The organism is bacterium (genome assembly GCA_021372515.1).
Lineage (GTDB): Bacteria > Gemmatimonadota > Glassbacteria > GWA2-58-10 > GWA2-58-10 > JAJFUG01.
Genome location: JAJFUG010000068.1, coordinates 1 through 15,264, shown reverse-complemented (window position 1 = coordinate 15,264; position 15,264 = coordinate 1). Strand labels below are relative to the sequence as shown.

At 62.6% G+C, this 15,264-nt stretch carries 14 protein-coding genes and 1 tRNA gene; 1 reads left to right on the top strand and 14 read right to left on the bottom strand.

The annotated features are described in order from the left end of the window. Positions 1-75: 75 nt before the first annotated feature. Genes LLH00_06950 through LLH00_06940 form a run of 3 tightly spaced genes read right to left on the bottom strand, consistent with a single transcriptional unit; the run spans position 76 to position 2,482 of the window. A complete protein-coding gene (locus tag LLH00_06950; protein MCE5271007.1) occupies positions 76-525 on the bottom strand; it encodes an SxtJ family membrane protein in 450 nt (149 codons plus the stop codon). Continuing rightward, on the bottom strand, positions 498-2,318 hold the full coding sequence (locus LLH00_06945; GenBank protein MCE5271006.1) for a carbamoyltransferase: 1,821 nt from the start codon (positions 2,316-2,318) through the stop codon (positions 498-500). The genes LLH00_06950 and LLH00_06945 overlap by 28 nt, the downstream gene beginning before the upstream one ends. 14 nt (positions 2,319-2,332) lie before the next feature. Next, entirely contained in the window at positions 2,333-2,482 is a 150-nt protein-coding gene (locus LLH00_06940) for a DUF5989 family protein (protein ID MCE5271005.1), read from the bottom strand. A gap of 270 nt (positions 2,483-2,752) precedes the next feature. Here LLH00_06940 and LLH00_06935 point away from each other — a divergent pair, with 270 nt between their 5' ends. After that, positions 2,753-3,871 carry a DUF5009 domain-containing protein gene (locus LLH00_06935; GenBank protein ID MCE5271004.1) on the top strand — a complete coding sequence of 373 codons (1,119 nt, stop codon included), beginning with the start codon at positions 2,753-2,755 and terminating at the stop codon, positions 3,869-3,871. A gap of 89 nt (positions 3,872-3,960) precedes the next feature. Here the strand turns inward: LLH00_06935 and LLH00_06930 are convergent, their stop codons facing one another. The 11 genes from LLH00_06930 to LLH00_06880 all read right to left on the bottom strand — a co-directional run. Then, positions 3,961-4,851: an RNA polymerase sigma factor RpoD/SigA gene (locus tag LLH00_06930; protein ID MCE5271003.1), complete on the bottom strand. Its 891-nt coding sequence runs from the start codon at positions 4,849-4,851 to the stop codon at positions 3,961-3,963. Between the two features lie 122 nt (positions 4,852-4,973). Next, the gene (locus LLH00_06925) at positions 4,974-5,357 is read right to left on the bottom strand and encodes a hypothetical protein (protein ID MCE5271002.1); all 384 of its coding nucleotides are present in this window, start codon (positions 5,355-5,357) and stop codon (positions 4,974-4,976) included. 364 nt (positions 5,358-5,721) lie between these two features. After that, positions 5,722-6,114, bottom strand: a complete 393-nt coding sequence (locus LLH00_06920; GenBank protein MCE5271001.1) for a response regulator — start codon at positions 6,112-6,114, stop codon at positions 5,722-5,724. A gap of 270 nt (positions 6,115-6,384) precedes the next feature. Next, positions 6,385-7,839 (bottom strand): sigma-54 dependent transcriptional regulator, encoded by a 1,455-nt coding sequence (locus LLH00_06915; protein MCE5271000.1) that lies wholly within the window; start codon positions 7,837-7,839, stop codon positions 6,385-6,387. Then, complete coding sequence (locus LLH00_06910; GenBank protein MCE5270999.1) at positions 7,839-10,253, bottom strand: PAS domain-containing protein; 2,415 nt, start codon at positions 10,251-10,253, stop codon at positions 7,839-7,841. Before LLH00_06910 ends, LLH00_06915 begins: the two co-directional genes overlap by 1 nt. 546 nt (positions 10,254-10,799) lie before the next feature. Beyond that, positions 10,800-10,877, bottom strand: a tRNA-Pro gene (locus tag LLH00_06905). Between the two features lie 75 nt (positions 10,878-10,952). Beyond that, positions 10,953-11,603, bottom strand: coding sequence for a DedA family protein (locus LLH00_06900; GenBank protein ID MCE5270998.1), 651 nt, complete (start codon positions 11,601-11,603; stop codon positions 10,953-10,955). After that, positions 11,600-12,235 carry a protein-L-isoaspartate(D-aspartate) O-methyltransferase gene (locus tag LLH00_06895; protein MCE5270997.1) on the bottom strand — a complete coding sequence of 212 codons (636 nt, stop codon included), beginning with the start codon at positions 12,233-12,235 and terminating at the stop codon, positions 11,600-11,602. The genes LLH00_06900 and LLH00_06895 overlap by 4 nt, the downstream gene beginning before the upstream one ends. 24 nt (positions 12,236-12,259) lie before the next feature. Next, positions 12,260-13,024, bottom strand: a complete 765-nt coding sequence (gene surE / locus LLH00_06890) for a 5'/3'-nucleotidase SurE (protein ID MCE5270996.1) — start codon at positions 13,022-13,024, stop codon at positions 12,260-12,262. 110 nt (positions 13,025-13,134) lie between these two features. After that, positions 13,135-13,938, bottom strand: a complete 804-nt coding sequence (locus LLH00_06885; protein ID MCE5270995.1) for an SDR family NAD(P)-dependent oxidoreductase — start codon at positions 13,936-13,938, stop codon at positions 13,135-13,137. 734 nt (positions 13,939-14,672) lie between these two features. Next, a partial coding sequence (locus LLH00_06880) for a hypothetical protein (protein ID MCE5270994.1) occupies positions 14,673-15,264 on the bottom strand: 592 nt, incomplete at its 5' end.

Sequence of the window (15,264 nt, the reverse complement as noted above, 5' to 3'; positions counted from 1 at the left end):
GGTATTACGGATGTAAACGCTCTTCCAGGATCTAAACCGGTCGGAATAAATCGGAGATTGCGGAACTGCCCCGGCTTAAAAATGCTTCTCGCACTGGTCCGGGTCGAAAGGCTTCTGCTCGCGCTCGATCCAGTAGCTGGGCGCGTCCTTGTCCCAGCCCAGCGACAGCGGCCGCTTGCCGAAAATACGCATCAGCAGGCCAACCGGGGTGAGCACCAGGTAGAACACCAGGATCAGCAGCAGCCGCGTGTTGAACCAGCCCAAAGCGTGGGCCAGCTTCATCCAGAGTTTCTGGAACGGGGCCAGGGCCGCGGGACGGCTTCCGGCCATGTAGATAAGAACCAGGCCCACCGGCCCACAGAGGCGCGCGGCCAGGATATGGTGGCGCCAGAACGCCAGGGCCGCCACGGCCACCAGCACTCCCCCCACCATATAGCCGAACTTTTTCATCTCGGCGATATCGGTTTCGCCTTCGACCTTCTCGCGCACCAGGTCTCTCAATCTGGGACGATACTCGTCTTCCACTCGTCGCTCTCCGGCCATTCAGGCTGTTCGCGTTTGTCCAGCAGGCAGTCGCCCAGGACCAGGTAGTCCATGTTCGTGCGCATGAAACAGCGGTAGGCGTCCTCGGGCGTGCAGACAATCGGCTCGCCGCGCACGTTGAACGAGGTGTTGATAATCACCGGGCAGCCGGTGCGTTTCTTGAACTCGCTGATGATATCGTAGTAGAGCGGGCTATGGCTGCGCTCCACGGTCTGGACCCGGGCGGAGTTATCGACATGCGTGATCGCCGGGACCACGGAGCGCACCTGGTTCACTTTCTCCAGCCCGCTTGTCTTGCCGTCCGAGCCGCCCAGCACGAGCTTGTCCTCGCGCACCTGGCCGACCAGCAGCATGTAGGGGCTCTCGCACCCGAAATCGAAATACTCGGCCACGTCCTCGCGCAGCACCGAGGGGGCGAAAGGACGGAACGACTCGCGGAACTTTATTTTGAGGTTCATCACCCGCTGCATCTCGGGCGAGCGGGCATCCCCGATGATACTGCGCCCGCCCAGGGCGCGCGGGCCGAATTCCATGCGCCCCTGCAGCAGGCCGATCACTTTCTGGCTGTCGATCAGCGCGGCCACTTTCGCCGGCAGCAGCTCGGCCGGGACACGGGCGTAGGGATAGTTGTTCTCCTTGAGGAAAGCCTCCACCTGAGCTGTCTTGAATTCCGGCCCCAGGTAGCTGCCGCTCTGGCTGTCGTGGACACCATCCGCCGTGCGGGCCTTACCCAGGTAGCGGTGCCAGGCGAACAGGGCCGCGCCCACCGCGCCGCCGGCATCCCCGGCCGCGGGCTGGATCCAGATCGACTCGAAGGGGCCCTCCTTGAGCAGGCGCCCGTTGGCCACGCAGTTGAGCGCCACCCCCCCGGCCAGGCAGAGGTTTTTCATCCCCGTGCGGCCGTGCACATGACGGCCCATGCGCAGGATCACCTCCTCGGTGACAGCCTGGATCGAGCGGGCCAGGTCCATTTCGCGTTTGGTTATGGGCGACTCGCTCTTGCGCGGCGGCCCGCCGAACAGCTTGTCGAAACGGCTGTTTGTCATGCGCAGCCCGGCGCAGTAGTCGAAATAGTCCAGGTTGAGCTTGAACGAGCCGTCCGGCTTGATGTCGATCAGCTCACGGCGGATAATATCCTCGTACACCGGCTCGCCGTAGGGGGCCAGTCCCATCAGCTTGTACTCGCCGGAGTTGACCTTGAAGCCGGTGAAATAGGTGAACGCGCTGTAGAGAAGGCCCAGCGAGTGGGGGAAACGGATCTCGGCCAGCAGCTCGATCCCGTTGCCCCGGCCCACCCCGTAGGTAGTGGTGGCCCACTCGCCCACGCCGTCGATAGTCAGGATTGCGGCCTCATTGTAGGGCGAGGGGTAGAACGCGCTGGCGGCGTGCGACTCGTGGTGCTCGGGGAAGACTATCTTGCCCTCGTAACCCAGCTCGCGGCGTATGGTCTCGCCCAGGAACAGTTTCTGCTTGAGCCACAACGGCACGGCCTGCAGCCAGGAACGGACACCGGCCGGGGCGTAGGCCAGGTAGGTTTCGAGGATACGCTCGAACTTGAGGAACGGCTTGTCGTAGAACGCCACCAGATCGAGCTGCTCCACGCTCAGGCCCGCCTCAGCCAGGCAGTAGCCGACCGCGTTGGCTGGGAACGAGAAATCGTGCTTGACCCGGGTGAAACGCTCCTCCTGGGCCGCGGCGATCAGTTCCCCATCGCGCACCAGGCAGGCGGCGCTGTCGTGGTAGAACGCCGATATTCCGAGAATGGTTGTCGGCAAAACGTGCTCTCCGCTTAAAATAGAGTGTAGATGAAGGGCGACAGCACCGAACTCTCGGCAAAAATTATCAGCACGCTCAGCAGCAGCAGCACGACAACTATGGGGGTGAGCCACCATTTTTTCTGGTGCCTCAGGAAATCCCACAGCTCGGCGATCAGACTCATCTTCGGCATTCACAGGCTCCGTAGAGGGGTGGGAATTGTCGGTTCGCAGATTATTTAAATGATTTCCAGTGCCTTGTCAATCGAAACCGGTCTGGCTGGAACAAGGGAACAGGCAAATATCGTACCGAGGCCGGCCGGACCGGGTGAACTCCAGAGGTGTCAATGTACTTGCGGTGGAGCAAAGGTGGCGTATTTTCTTTGTGATCTTTTGCCTGGTTCAAGATTGCTCCTGATACGCTTACACGGCACCATAGCCGAGGAGTCGGGCCGATGGACGGGAAGACCGGCAATGCCCCAGCCGGGGGCAGGATTCTGTCGCTGGATGCACTGCGCGGGTTCGACATGTTCTGGATCATCGGCGGGGACACGGTGGCCGTGGCGTTCCTGCGGCTGATCGGCGCGCCCTGGGCGCTGGCGCTGACAGGTCAGTTCGAGCACTGCGCCTGGAACGGTTTCACTTTCTACGACCTGATCTACCCGCTCTTTCTGTTCATCGTGGGCACGAGCATGCCGTTCGCGATCAGCCGACGCCTGGAGCGCGGCCAGAGCCGGCGCGAAATTGCGGGACATATCCTCAAGCGCTTCCTGACCCTGATTGTCCTGGGCTATATTTTCAATGGATTGCTCGACTTCCCACGGTTCTCTGAAATGCGCCACACCGGCGTGCTGCACCGGATCGCCTGGTGCTACCTGCTCTGCGGCCTGCTTATGCTGCGCACGGGCTGGCGCGGGCAAGCCGTGACCGGGGCGGCGCTGCTGCTCATTTACTGGGCATTGATGGCCCTGGTCCCGGTGCCGGGTTTCGGCGCCGGCGTGATCACCCCGGAGGGCAACCTCTCCAGCTACGTGGACCGCCTGTTCCTGCCGGGCTTTCACAACGGCTACGCCGGCGGCGACTACCTGGGCATCCTGGGGACTCTCCCTTCCATCGCCTCGACCCTGGCCGGAGTGCTGGCCGGCCACCTTCTGCGCTCACCCCTGGACGGAATGGCGAAAGTGCGCCGCCTTGTGCTCTGGGGCGTGGTCTCGTCGGTGATTGCCTGGATCTGGCACCCCTGGCTGCCGATCAACAAGTTCCTCTGGAGCAGTTCCTATACTCTCTACGGGGCCGGCCTGAGCGCCCTTCTGCTGGCGCTGTTCTACTGGGTGATCGACCTGCGCGGGCTGAGCCGCTGGGCGTTCCCGTTCGTGGTGATCGGCCTCAACCCGATCACGATCTACGTAGCCCAGCGCCTGTTCAATTTCGGCAGCCTGGCCGATATTTTCATTCACGGCTTTGTCAATCATCTGGGGGACATCCAGCCGCTGTTCTACGCAGCCTGCGTGCTGACGGTCAAATGGCTGGTCCTGTATTTCCTGTACCGCCAGAAAATATTTCTCAAAGCCTGAACCAGGCCGCAGCGGTCTGCCCACAAACAACGAGCCGCGGCCCCCGGGATAAGGGACCGCGGCTCGTTCAATTTCCATCCCCACCGGGATCAGTTCATCAGGGTGGCGACAGTGTCCTCGCTGTAAGCCTGCATCAAGTTCTTGAGCGCCTTTTCCTTGATCTGGCGGATACGCTCGCGGGTGACCCCGAAAATCTCGCCGATCTCCTCCAGGGTCATCGGCTCGGAATCGTCCAGGCCATAGTAGTACTTGAGGATACGGGCCTCGCGGTCCTGGATGCCCTCGAGCATGCCCTGCACAAGGCGCTTGAGGTCGTAGTCGAACATGCCCTCCATCGGACTGGGCGAGTCCTCATCCGCCAGGGAATTCATCAGCATCACATCATCCTGGCTGGTAGAGCTGGATTCGAGCGAATAATGCGGCTGGCAGTGCGGCATCATCCGGTTGACCTCCTCCAGGTCCATCTCGATCTCGTCCGAAATCTCCTGGTTCGTCGGGTCGCGCCCCAGCTCCTGGCTCAGCGTGTTCTGGGCTTTCTGCATCTTGTAGATCGTGTTGGACCAGTTGAGCGGGATACGCACGATCCGTCCCTGCTCGCTCAGGTACTGGAAAATGGCCTGCTTGATCCACCAGACAGCATAGGTGATGAACCGCACGCCGCGGGTCTCGTCAAACTTGCGCGCCGCGCGGATCAGCCCGATGTTGCCCTCGTTGATCAGGTCGGAGAGCGACACCCCGAGGTGCTGGTATTTCTTGGCGATCGAAACCACGAAACGCAGGTTGGAGATCACCAGCTTTTCCAACGCGCGCTCATCCCCATCGCGGAAAGCGCGCGCACAGCGCGCCTCCTCCTCGGAGGTGAGCTTCGGGTAGTTGCTTATCTCCTTGAAGTAAAGCGAAACCGAATTCTCATCCAGCCAGTCATGTGTCTGATTCCGCAGATACTTGATTCCGTTGGGTCTTTTCTTCGCACCGGCCATGACTCCTCCCTATATACTCGAATCGGTTCAAAGCCACCCGTTAATCAATTCGTAATCCCTGCTTACAACCAGACTTACACACCGCCCTCGCTACTTCCCACCCGCCACAACGTCCTTCGCCTTTATTCGCCGGTCAGGTCTCCCTGCTGGAAAGTCCCGTCCTGCAATATCTGTCTGACCCGGGTGCGGGAGACCCCCACCTGGCGTCCGATCTCGGATTTGGACAACCCCTTGCGGTCCAGCTTGTAGATCAGCTTGCGCTGACGGCTGGTCATGCGGCTCCAGCGCGGCGAGCGCGCCCCCTCCTCCACCAGAATCTGCGAGATGCGGCCCACCGTGACCCCGTACTTGTCCGCTATTTCCCTGATGGAATTGCCCAGTTTGTAGTCCTTCACCACTTTTTCGTTCCGGTTGCGAGTCCGGTGTATCCTCCCGACGCCACGCCTGATCGCCAGGGACACCTTGAAGCCAAACAGTTCGATTTCCCTAAGGAATACCGTGTTCATCTGGCCTCCGCCTCTAATCTGTACTTTTTAGTATATTATAATCGCTCGCCCACCGAAATGCCACTTTTTTTTTCAGTCTGTGTCGCACCCTGCCCGGAACGGAAGGCGTTTCTCGTTCCGTTTCGAAACTCTGCATCCTGAAACGCCGAAAGTAGAGCCTGGGACGGGGGTTGCCGCATCGGCTGAAAGAAAGCAATCACTCTGCCCCGGGATTGTGCCCCTCTCCGCCCGTCACCACCCTGTCTCCCTTCCGGCGCCCGCCGCCGGATTTGTCAGATGTCTTTCAGCCCGGACAACCCCCGTCCGGATGTACACCGAACGGCAGTGCCGCGGTGGGCCGCCGGAGTTGCACCCCGCAGCCCCGTCAGATTACAGCCGCCAGGTCGTGAGACGGCATCTGCATTTCCGCCAGAACTTTGACCAGCATCGCGATGTTGAGCGGCTTGGTCAGAACCCGGAAAACACCCGCCCGTTCGGCCTCCCCGCGCCACTCGCCATCCACGCTGCCGGTCACCAGGACCACCCGGACTGACGGATCGGCGGAGCGGACCCTGTGCAGGACCTCCAACCCGTTCATCCCGGGCATGGTCAGGTCGGTGAAAACCGCGTCCGTGGCCGAGGGATCGTACGATTCCATGGCCTCCAGGGGATCGCAGAACATATATACCGTGCACCCGAGCTTCTCCAGGACACCGGTCAGGCTCTCCGCCATCGTCCGGTCATCATCGATCAGCATTACCCTCGGCTTGGTTCCCATTCTTGCCTCGTCCCGCGATTTGGTTGAGCCGCGTTCCCTGAAGGGACACTTGAAAACTTGTTTTCTTAATAGACAAGAATGATGCCAGGACACTTGCAGGAAGCCTAAAATTACAACTGCTTTCTTATCACCAGATTAGAAACGGGAGTGAAAACCGGGGGTTGTCTACGGAAATGCAGGTATGCGAATTTCGACGCAGATTTTCGTACAGTTGTCGATTTTTAGACAACTGATCGTTTCAAGACAGCGATGATTTCAACTGCGGCCGGCTCAGTAGATGCTCTTCAGACGGGAATACAGCTCGCTGCGGGTCAGGTTAAGGTATTTCGCGGTCTGGGTCTTGTTGCCGCTGAACATGGCCAGCGCCTTGCGCACGATTTCGGCCTCCAGTTGCCCCAGGTCGAGGCTGTCGGGGGGCAGGGCCAGGACGCCGGGACGCAGCACGGTCAGGTCGGGGTTCTGCTGGATCGTGTCGGCCTTGTCCTGGCTCAGGAACTGAAGGTGTCGCGGGGTGACCATGGCGTCGTTGTACATCAGGACCACTCGCTCCACGGCGTTTTCCAGCTCGCGCACGTTGCCCGGCCAGGCATGCTCTTTCAGCAGGTTCAGCGCCTCGGGCGTGAACCCGCGGAAAGCCGAATTCTTGACCGAGGCGTAATAGTCGAGAAACATGTAGGCCAGCGGGGCGATGGCCTCGCGCCGCTCGCGCAGCGGCGGGATGTAGACCCGGCCCAGGTTCAGGCGGTAATACAGGTCGCGGCGGAACGAGCCGCGTTCGACCTCGGCCTCCAGCTTCTTGTTCGTGGCGCAGATGATCCGTAAGTCCACCTCGATGCGCCGCAGGCCCCCCACCCGGTAGAACGCCCGCTCCTCCAGCACGCGCAGCAGCTTGGGCTGCAGCTCCAGCGGCATGTCGCCGATCTCGTCCAGAAACAGCGTGCCACCGTCGGCCAGCTCCAGCTTGCCTTTCTGTCCGGCGCGCTTGGCGCCGGAGAACGCCCCGCCCTCGTAGCCGAACAGCTCGCTTTCGAACAATGTGGCGGTCAGGGCGGAGCAGTTGATCGAGACAAAGGGAGTCGTGACCTCGCCGTTGCCGTAGTGCACGCGCCGGGCCACCAGTTCCTTGCCCGTGCCGGTCTCACCCTCGATCAGCACCGGGACCGAGCGGTCGGAGTTCAGGCGGTCGGCCATGGCCAGCACGGCCCGCATGGCGTCCGAAAACGCGCCGATACGTCCCGTGCCCACGATCTCGGCATAGGCCCGACGGATGTTTTTGAGCTGGGACTCGGTCTCGCGGGTGGCATCCGCCAGGCGCTGCTCGAAAAAGCTGGTCAGCTCGCGGTTGTCCCGCAGCAGGGCCTGATGCTCCGCCGCCCGGTTGACCGAAGCCACCAGTTCGTCCAGCTTGATCGGCTTGCGCAGGTAGTCGTAGGCGCCGGCGCGCAGGGCCTGCACCGCGGTGCTGACATCCGCGTAGCCGGTCAGCAGGATCACATCGCAGTCGCGGCCAAACGGCAGGTTCTTGATCTCGGTCAGAAGCTCCAGCCCGCTCATGCCAGGCATGATGATGTCGGTCATCACCAGCGGGTAGGGCTCCCGGCGCATCTCGACCAGGGCCTGCTCGGCGTTCTCCACCTGGGTGACCGTGTGGCCGTGCCGCTTGCCCAGAAACTCGGAGAGGTATTTTCTTCCCACAACCTCGTCATCGACCAGCAGGATACGCATCAGCTCTCCGTTGTCGCAGGCTGGACCGGGAATTCCATCCGGAACGTCGCCCCGCCGGAGGCGTTCAGCGCCGCAGAGATAGCCCCGCCGAACTCGTCGACGAACTTCCTGACTATCGCCAGGCCCAGGCCGGTTCCCTCACCGGGCTTGCGCGTGGAATAGAACGGGTCGAACAGCTTGTCCACATCCGCCTCCGGGAACCCGGGGCCGTTGTCCTCCACCTCCAGCAGCGCCCGCCCGTTCTGGCGGGCCGAGCGGACACGGATGTACTTGTCGCCCGGGCGGCCGCGGTCATGGGCCTGCATGGCGTTGACCACCAGGTTGAGCGTTATCTGCTCCAGGTGGATCCGGTTGCCGGTGAGGTTGAGCCCGGGGTTCTCGCTGATCCGCTCCAGCCGGACGCCGTGGCTGTTGAGCTGGCTGCGGACCAGGGCCAGGGCGTAATCCACCGCCGCATCCAGGTCGAACGGCTGGTTGTCGGAGTGCTGGGGAGCGACCCAGAAATTCCGCATGTGCGAGATAATGTCCGAGATGCGCTGGATCTGGCCCGACATGGTGCGCAGGTGTTCGAGCAGTTGCCAGGGCTTGAGGTCCAGCCCGCCCTCGACATCGGCGATCAGGCTCTCAGTCACCAGGTTCATGGCGTTAAGCGGCTGGTTGATCTCGTGGGTCACCCCTCCGGCCAGCACGCCGATCGAGGCCATGCGCACCGCCTGCTCGGCCATCCTGACCGCCTGGGTCTGCTTGCGTTCAGCCTCGAGGCGGGCCTGAAGGTGGTGCTCACGCTCCCAGGCCCCGGCTATCATTCCCGACAGGGTGCCCAGCACTTCCTCCTCGTTTCTGTCCCACTCCTGCGGCGCACCGCGCCAGAACAGGATGAATCCCTTGACCTCGCCGCGCAGGGTGAGCGGGCAGCAGAGCAGAGAGCAGTTTCTGGCGCCGAAATACCGCTCAAGGCGCCGGCTCTCGGACGGGCGGCTGCCGCTCAGGCGCAGCAGACCCTTGATGCGCAGTTGCCGCAGCAGATAGCGGGCGTTCTGTATCGCCTTCTCGCTGTGGCAAAGATGCCGCTGTGGATCGGTATTGTACGATTTATGCAGGCACATCCCGGACGGGGACGTATCCTCGACCCGGAAAAAGCAGGCGGTCTGAAGATCGAGCCGCTTGCAGATCTTTTCGAGCAGCAGCCCGATGATGTCCTGGATGGAGTTCTGCGAGTTGAGCCAGGCCGCCACCTCGGCCTGCAAGCCCTGATATTTGAGCATCACCCGCAGCTTGCCACGCTCTTCGATCAGGTTCTGCTGGATCTGTTTCAGACGCGTGATGTCCTGCGCCGTGCCGACCACCCGCACCGCCTTGCCCGCCTTGTCGCAGCGCAGCTCCCCGGTCTCGTGGATCGTTTTCTCCCCGCCGCCGGGCGGCACGATCCTGTAGTCGAGGCTGAAACGCTGGCCGTGCTTAAGCGCGTCCTGCACAACCGCGTTCATCCTCTCCCGGTCATCGGGATGCACCATCTGCATGAACAGCGCGTCCGTAATCTCCGTATCCCTCGACACGCCGAATATCTCGTAGAGCGTGTCCGACCACTTGACTCGGTCACTGGCCAGTTCCCATTCCCAACTGCCGAGATTGGCGATCCTCTGCGCCTCGGCCAACTGGGCCTCGTTACGCCGCAGATTGCGCTCGGTGCGCTTCAGTTCGGTCAGGTCGATGTAATGCAGCACCACCCGCGACCATTTGTCTCCATCACCCGGGGTGGCATACACCTCGATAAGCACCTCGCGCCGCTGTCCGGTCAGGGTCAGGATCACTGTCTCTTCCTTGATCAGCTCCTTCCCGGCCTGAAGGTGTTTCAGCACGCGGATCAGGGACATCACGGTCTCGGAGGCGAATGTCGACTGAAAAAAGTTGCGATAGCTTTCCAGCGATTCCGAGTCGTGCAGTCTCAGGCAGGCCCGGTTGGCATTGACCACCCGGATCGAGCGGAAAAGCCGCTGGGCGTAATTCCTGTCCACGGACAGGGATTTGACCAACTCCGCAGTGTCCTTGTCCAGGAACGCCCGGAAATAACGCTGCGTGCGGCTCAGGTCGAGCTGAACGATGGCGATGGGGGAATTCTCGAACAGGCTGCGGAAACGCAACTCGCTCTCGCGCAGCGCCGATTCGGTCTTGCGCCGCTCGGCGATCTCCTCGTGCAGCGCCTCGTTAGCCTTGACCAGGTCGACCGTGCGTTTCTGGACGCGGCGCTCCAGTTCCTCGAGAATACTGCGCGCTCCGGCCTGGCTGTCCGCGATCCAAGGCAGCCAGGTGCGCCAGCCTCCCATACCGGAGGGATCGAACGAGTCGAGTATCCGCTCCGCCTCGGCCAGGCGCTTTTCGAGTTCTTCGTACGAGAGTCTGATGGAAGAGTTCAAAAGACCGTATCCATTTTCGGGAGCGAAATCAGCAGATCGATTATCCGGTTGCACCGCGGGCTGCAAGTTCCGTACGGCGCCCCGTCAGCCGGGCGCAGTCCTGCCTCGGTTCCCGCAGGTCATTAATCGGAATGAATTAGTGTTCAACATTCAGGCTTAATTTCCCGGCCTGGCCCCGACCGGCAGCCGGGAAAGCGCAATTCCTGCGCCTTGAAAACTAAAATTTCCCCCTCGGCTTGCAGCGCACCGCAGGCCGGATATCTATACCTCACTGCACTGCAAGGCGATATAAATCCACCCCCCTGAAAAAGCCTGTTTTTCTGTTTCGGGAGGCCGGATTTCAGCCCGGGCCGACTGTCGACCGGAGCATGGAAAGATATTACTCCGCTCCTCAGACCTGTGTCAACATATTTCGGTCGCCGCAAACCAGAGTGGCAGTCCGGGCTTCCGGGCAGACTTTCGGAACGAGTGTCTGACAGGCATTCCAGGAAACAAGGGATAAATAAAAAGGGCGCCGTCCTGCTGCCACGACGCCCATCTTTATACTGGTCGGGGCGGGCGGATTTGAACCGCCGGCCTCCTGCTCCCGAAGCAGGCGCGCTAACCGGACTGCGCTACGCCCCGCAACTCTGCGAATCAATCAAGACAAAACAAAATAAGAAATTCGTCCGGTTTTGGCAAGGATCAAATGAGCCTCGCTCAGTGCAGCACATACTTGAACACCATGAACCCGCCCAGCAACAGCAGCAGGAACACCATGCTCAACAGGTTGAAATAGCGGTCGATGAAATCCCGGATGGGCGGGCCGAAACTGCGGATCAGCCAGGCCACCAGGAAAAAGCGGGCCGAGCGGCTGAGCACGCTGGCCAGCATGAACACCGGAAAATTGACCGAGAACACCCCAGCCCCGATCGTGATCAGCTTGTACGGGATGGGGGTGAACCCGGCGGTGAACACGACCCAGAAATCGTACCGCTCGTACAGGGCGCGCACGTGCTCGAACGCCGCGGGGCTGAAACTTGGCACCCAACGGTAGAAAAGGTCGCCCACCACGGCCCAGGCCAGCGAGCCGATCAGGTAGCCGGCCGCCCCGCCCAGCACCGAGGCCACACTGCACCAGAGGGCGAAACGGAACGCTTTTTTGGGCTTGCCGATGCTCAGGGCGATCAGAAGAGCATCCGGCGGCACCGGGAAAAAGGAGGACTCGGCGAAAGCGTTCACAAACAGGGCCACCGACCCGTAGGGGGTTTCGGCCCAGTGCAGGACCCAATCGTAAAGCCGCCGCAGCAGGCCCGGCCGCGCGGCGGACGCCACGCCCTGTGTGCTTCTCTCTTTCTGGGTGTCGCTCATCCGGAGCTGTTCCTTCCGATCAGGGGTACGAAACGGCAGAGGTCTATTTTCTCTCGCACGATACCGGTTGCGTTCTTTCTCACCAGCACCATCTCCTGGCGCTCGGAGTCGCCCAGGGGCAGGACCATGCGCCCGCGCTCCGTGAGCTGGTCGAGCAGCACCGGCGGAATCTCCAGCCCGGCGGCGGACACCAGGACGGCGTCATACGGACGGTACTTGTTCCAGCCCAGGGTGCCGTCCCCCACCATGATATTCACGTTGTACAGGTTCAGGCTGTCCAGGACCCGCCGCGCCTGCCGCGCCAGGGTCTCGATCCGCTCGATGGAGAACACCTGCTGGCAGAGCCGGGCCAGAAGAGCGGTCAGGTAGCCGCTGCCGGTGCCGATCTCCAGGACCCGCTCAGTGCCGCCCAGGGCGGCCAGCTCCAGCATCCGCGCCACGACATAGGGCTGCGAGATGGTCTGGCCCTCCGGCAGCGGCAGGCTGATGTTGCGGTAGGCCTGGGCCTCCAGCGCCTGGGGCACGAACAGGTGGCGCGGGGTGCGGCTGAACGCCTCCAGCACCCGGCTGTCCCGGATGCCCTGCGCCGAAAGCTCCTCGACCAGACGGCTGCGCTGCTTGTCGAAATCCATCCGGCCCTTTCCCGGGGTGGAGGGTCAGAAAGTCCGCTCGAAACGGCTGAAACTTTCGAGGCTCGGGTGATGGGTCATATCCAACTGCAACGGGGTGATCGTGAAAAAGCCCTCGCTCACCAGGCGGAAATCGGAGTTGGCCGCGCCGTACCAGCGCGGGTTGACCCCGCCGATCCAATAGTAGACCTTGCCCCGCGGGTCGGTCTTCTCGACCACGGTCTCGGCGTAATGCCTTCGCCCGAGGCTCGCCATGCGCACCCCGGCGATGGGCTTGTCCCGCCGGGGCAGGTTGACGTTCAGGAAAGTGTCGCAGGCCCAGTCCTGGGCGGCCAGGAGCTCCCGGATCAGCCCGGCCAGAACCGTTTGGGCCTCGCTGTCGGCGATACGCTCCATGTCCCACGAGGAAAGCGACATCGAGCGCGCCCCCAGCAGGGTCCCCTCCAACGCCCCGGCCACGGTGCCGGAATAGAGGACATCATCGCCCAGGTTGGGGCCGTGGTTGATCCCGCTGAACACCGCATCCGGGATGCGTTCCAGCAGCACCTGCGAGGCCAGGAGCACGCAGTCGGTCGGGGTCCCGTCCACCGCGTAATGGTCGTTGCCGAACGAGATGATCCTCAGCGGCCGGTGCAGGGTGATCGAATGGCTGCACGCGCTCTGCTCGGTCTTGGGGGCCACAATCACCACCCGTCCCAGCGGGCGCAGGATATCGGCCAGCACGCGGATGCCCAGGGCCTCGTACCCGTCGTCGTTAGTCAACAGAAACAGTTTTTCCGCCAAATCATCCACCCTTCTCCGTCAATCCGGCCCCGGCTCCGGAAACCATAAGCTCAGCGAGCCGGGAATATAGCCCTCACGGCCTCCGGCAGTCAATGTTCCAGCGCCGGCACGCGGCCGTTTCAGTGTTTCTCTCTCCCTTTCGACATCACCTTGCCGGCCAGGGCGCTGACCCAGGCGCGCGGCAGGAAACGGATCACCGCGCCGGCCAGGCGCCCGGTGGGGGCGCTTACAGTCATGCGGCGGCCCAGACCTTTCAAGGCCCAGCGCACCACATCCGCCGGGTCATCCCGGTGCGGGGCGCGTATCTCGCGCTCCGGGTCGCCCCCGGCCGCCACGCGGTGGAACTCGGTCTCCGTGCTGGCCGGGCAGAGGTTCAGCACGTCAACGCCCGTGCCCTTGAGTTCCGGGGCCAGGGATTCGCCCAGCATCAGGTCGAAAGCCTTGGTTGCCGAGTAGGCCGAAATCCAGGGACCGGGGAAATATCCCAGGACCGAGGAGACCAGGATCAGCGCACCGCGTCCGCGGGCGAGCATACCTGGCAGCAGACGGCGGGCCAGGAGCACGGTGTTGGTGCAGTTGAGCGTGACCATCCGCTCCAGGGCCTGCTCCTCCTGGTCCACCAGGCTGCCGTAGTAGCCCACCCCGGCGTTCAGCACGGCCAGGTCGATCCGGGTGTCACCCAGGGCGGCCCAGAGGCTCTCCACCGCGCCGTGGGCTGCCAGGTCCTGCTCCAGCACCAGGGTCTGCACGCCGTTGCGCTCGCCCAGCTCGGCGGCCAGAGACTGAAGCCTGTCGCGCCGCCGCGCGACGAGGATCAGGTTCAGCCCCTCGGCGGCCAGCGCCCGGGCGAACTCCAGCCCGATCCCGGCCGAGGCCCCGGTGACCATAGCCCACTGGCCGTATCTTTTCAGGTTGTACGTCACGCGCACCTCCGGGTGACAGGTTGAGAAGCGCCTGTTTCAGCCATAAAATATAATCTTTTGCGACCGGGAATCAAAGGTGAAGCGAGGCGGGCGACGACAAGCTTTATCCATCCGGCGGGAACAGTACACACCGCACCTTGGCTGTTCACGATTCATGGCAGCCCGGCCGACCGCTTTCCCCTTTGACAAAGTGGGATCGAGGGGGATTTAATCCAATAGACCGGGCACGGCATGCCGTGCCACTACAACAGAAGGCCTCGCCTTTCGTAGGAGCGAACCTTGTGTTCGCCCCTACGACACCCCCTGACATCCCAGGAAGTCAAACACGCTTGCGGCTGTCAGGCCGCCGCAGTTCAGCCTTTGGGGGCCACACCTGTCTGAGCCTCCCGCCAGGGCAGCGTGCAATCGAGCCTGAAACACCCGGGGCTGTAATTGCCACATGGCCCGGCGGCGATTCGCGGCAGCGCCGCCGCTGCAACACGCCAGCGGAATCAGGACTCCGTAAACACTTAAGATTGATGCAGAGTCGCGGCTCGGACGAGTTTGCGGCCCCCGCTGGCTTTGCTGCTTTGGCCGAATCCAAAGCAGAACACAATCTTTCGACTTCTCACTGCAAGTTCCTAACCGGACATTGCTGGTCTTGCCCGAAAGGACCGAAGGGCGCTTGGGGCCGCCCGGGGCGCACCCATGTGTGCGCCCCTACAGTAAGGCTCGGACTTTGGAGAGCACCTGCCTCATTTCTCCTGGACCACCACCAGGCCGTACTGACCGAACCCCGGCACCTGGAATGTGATCTGTCCCGCGCCCGCTGCGGCGAACTCCAATGGCACGGGGTTGTCCTGTTCGGGGCTGAGGAATTTGACCGCCCGCACTTTCGCCCGTTCCAGGGCCAGTTGAGCCCGGAACGGCTCCAGAGGGTGCGCCGGGTCGTAGTTGACAAAGTGCAGAAGGGTTTCGCTTGTCTCCGGGCGGCGCACGATCTCCAGGGCCGTGGTCAGTGGGGCCTCGGCCTGCACCGAAAGGCCACGCGGAAGGTTATCCGACACCGCATGCAGGATTTCCTCGTGGTTTTCGGGCAGCACCCACTGGCTGGCCGGGAACTGCCAGCCCGCGGCCGGGGTGATTTTCATCCCCGGAGCGATCCGCGGGACATGGACCAGCTTGCCCTTACCATAGGCCCGCATAGCCAACGTGGCCGGACGGTCCCCGCCCAGGGTGGCGGCAAGCGGGTTGGCCGCCCGCGGCTGACGGTACTCGTTCAGGCTGCCGCTCTCGCCCGTGAACACCAGGGTGCCGCCAGCGCGGGCAAAGGCCAGCAGACGGTCC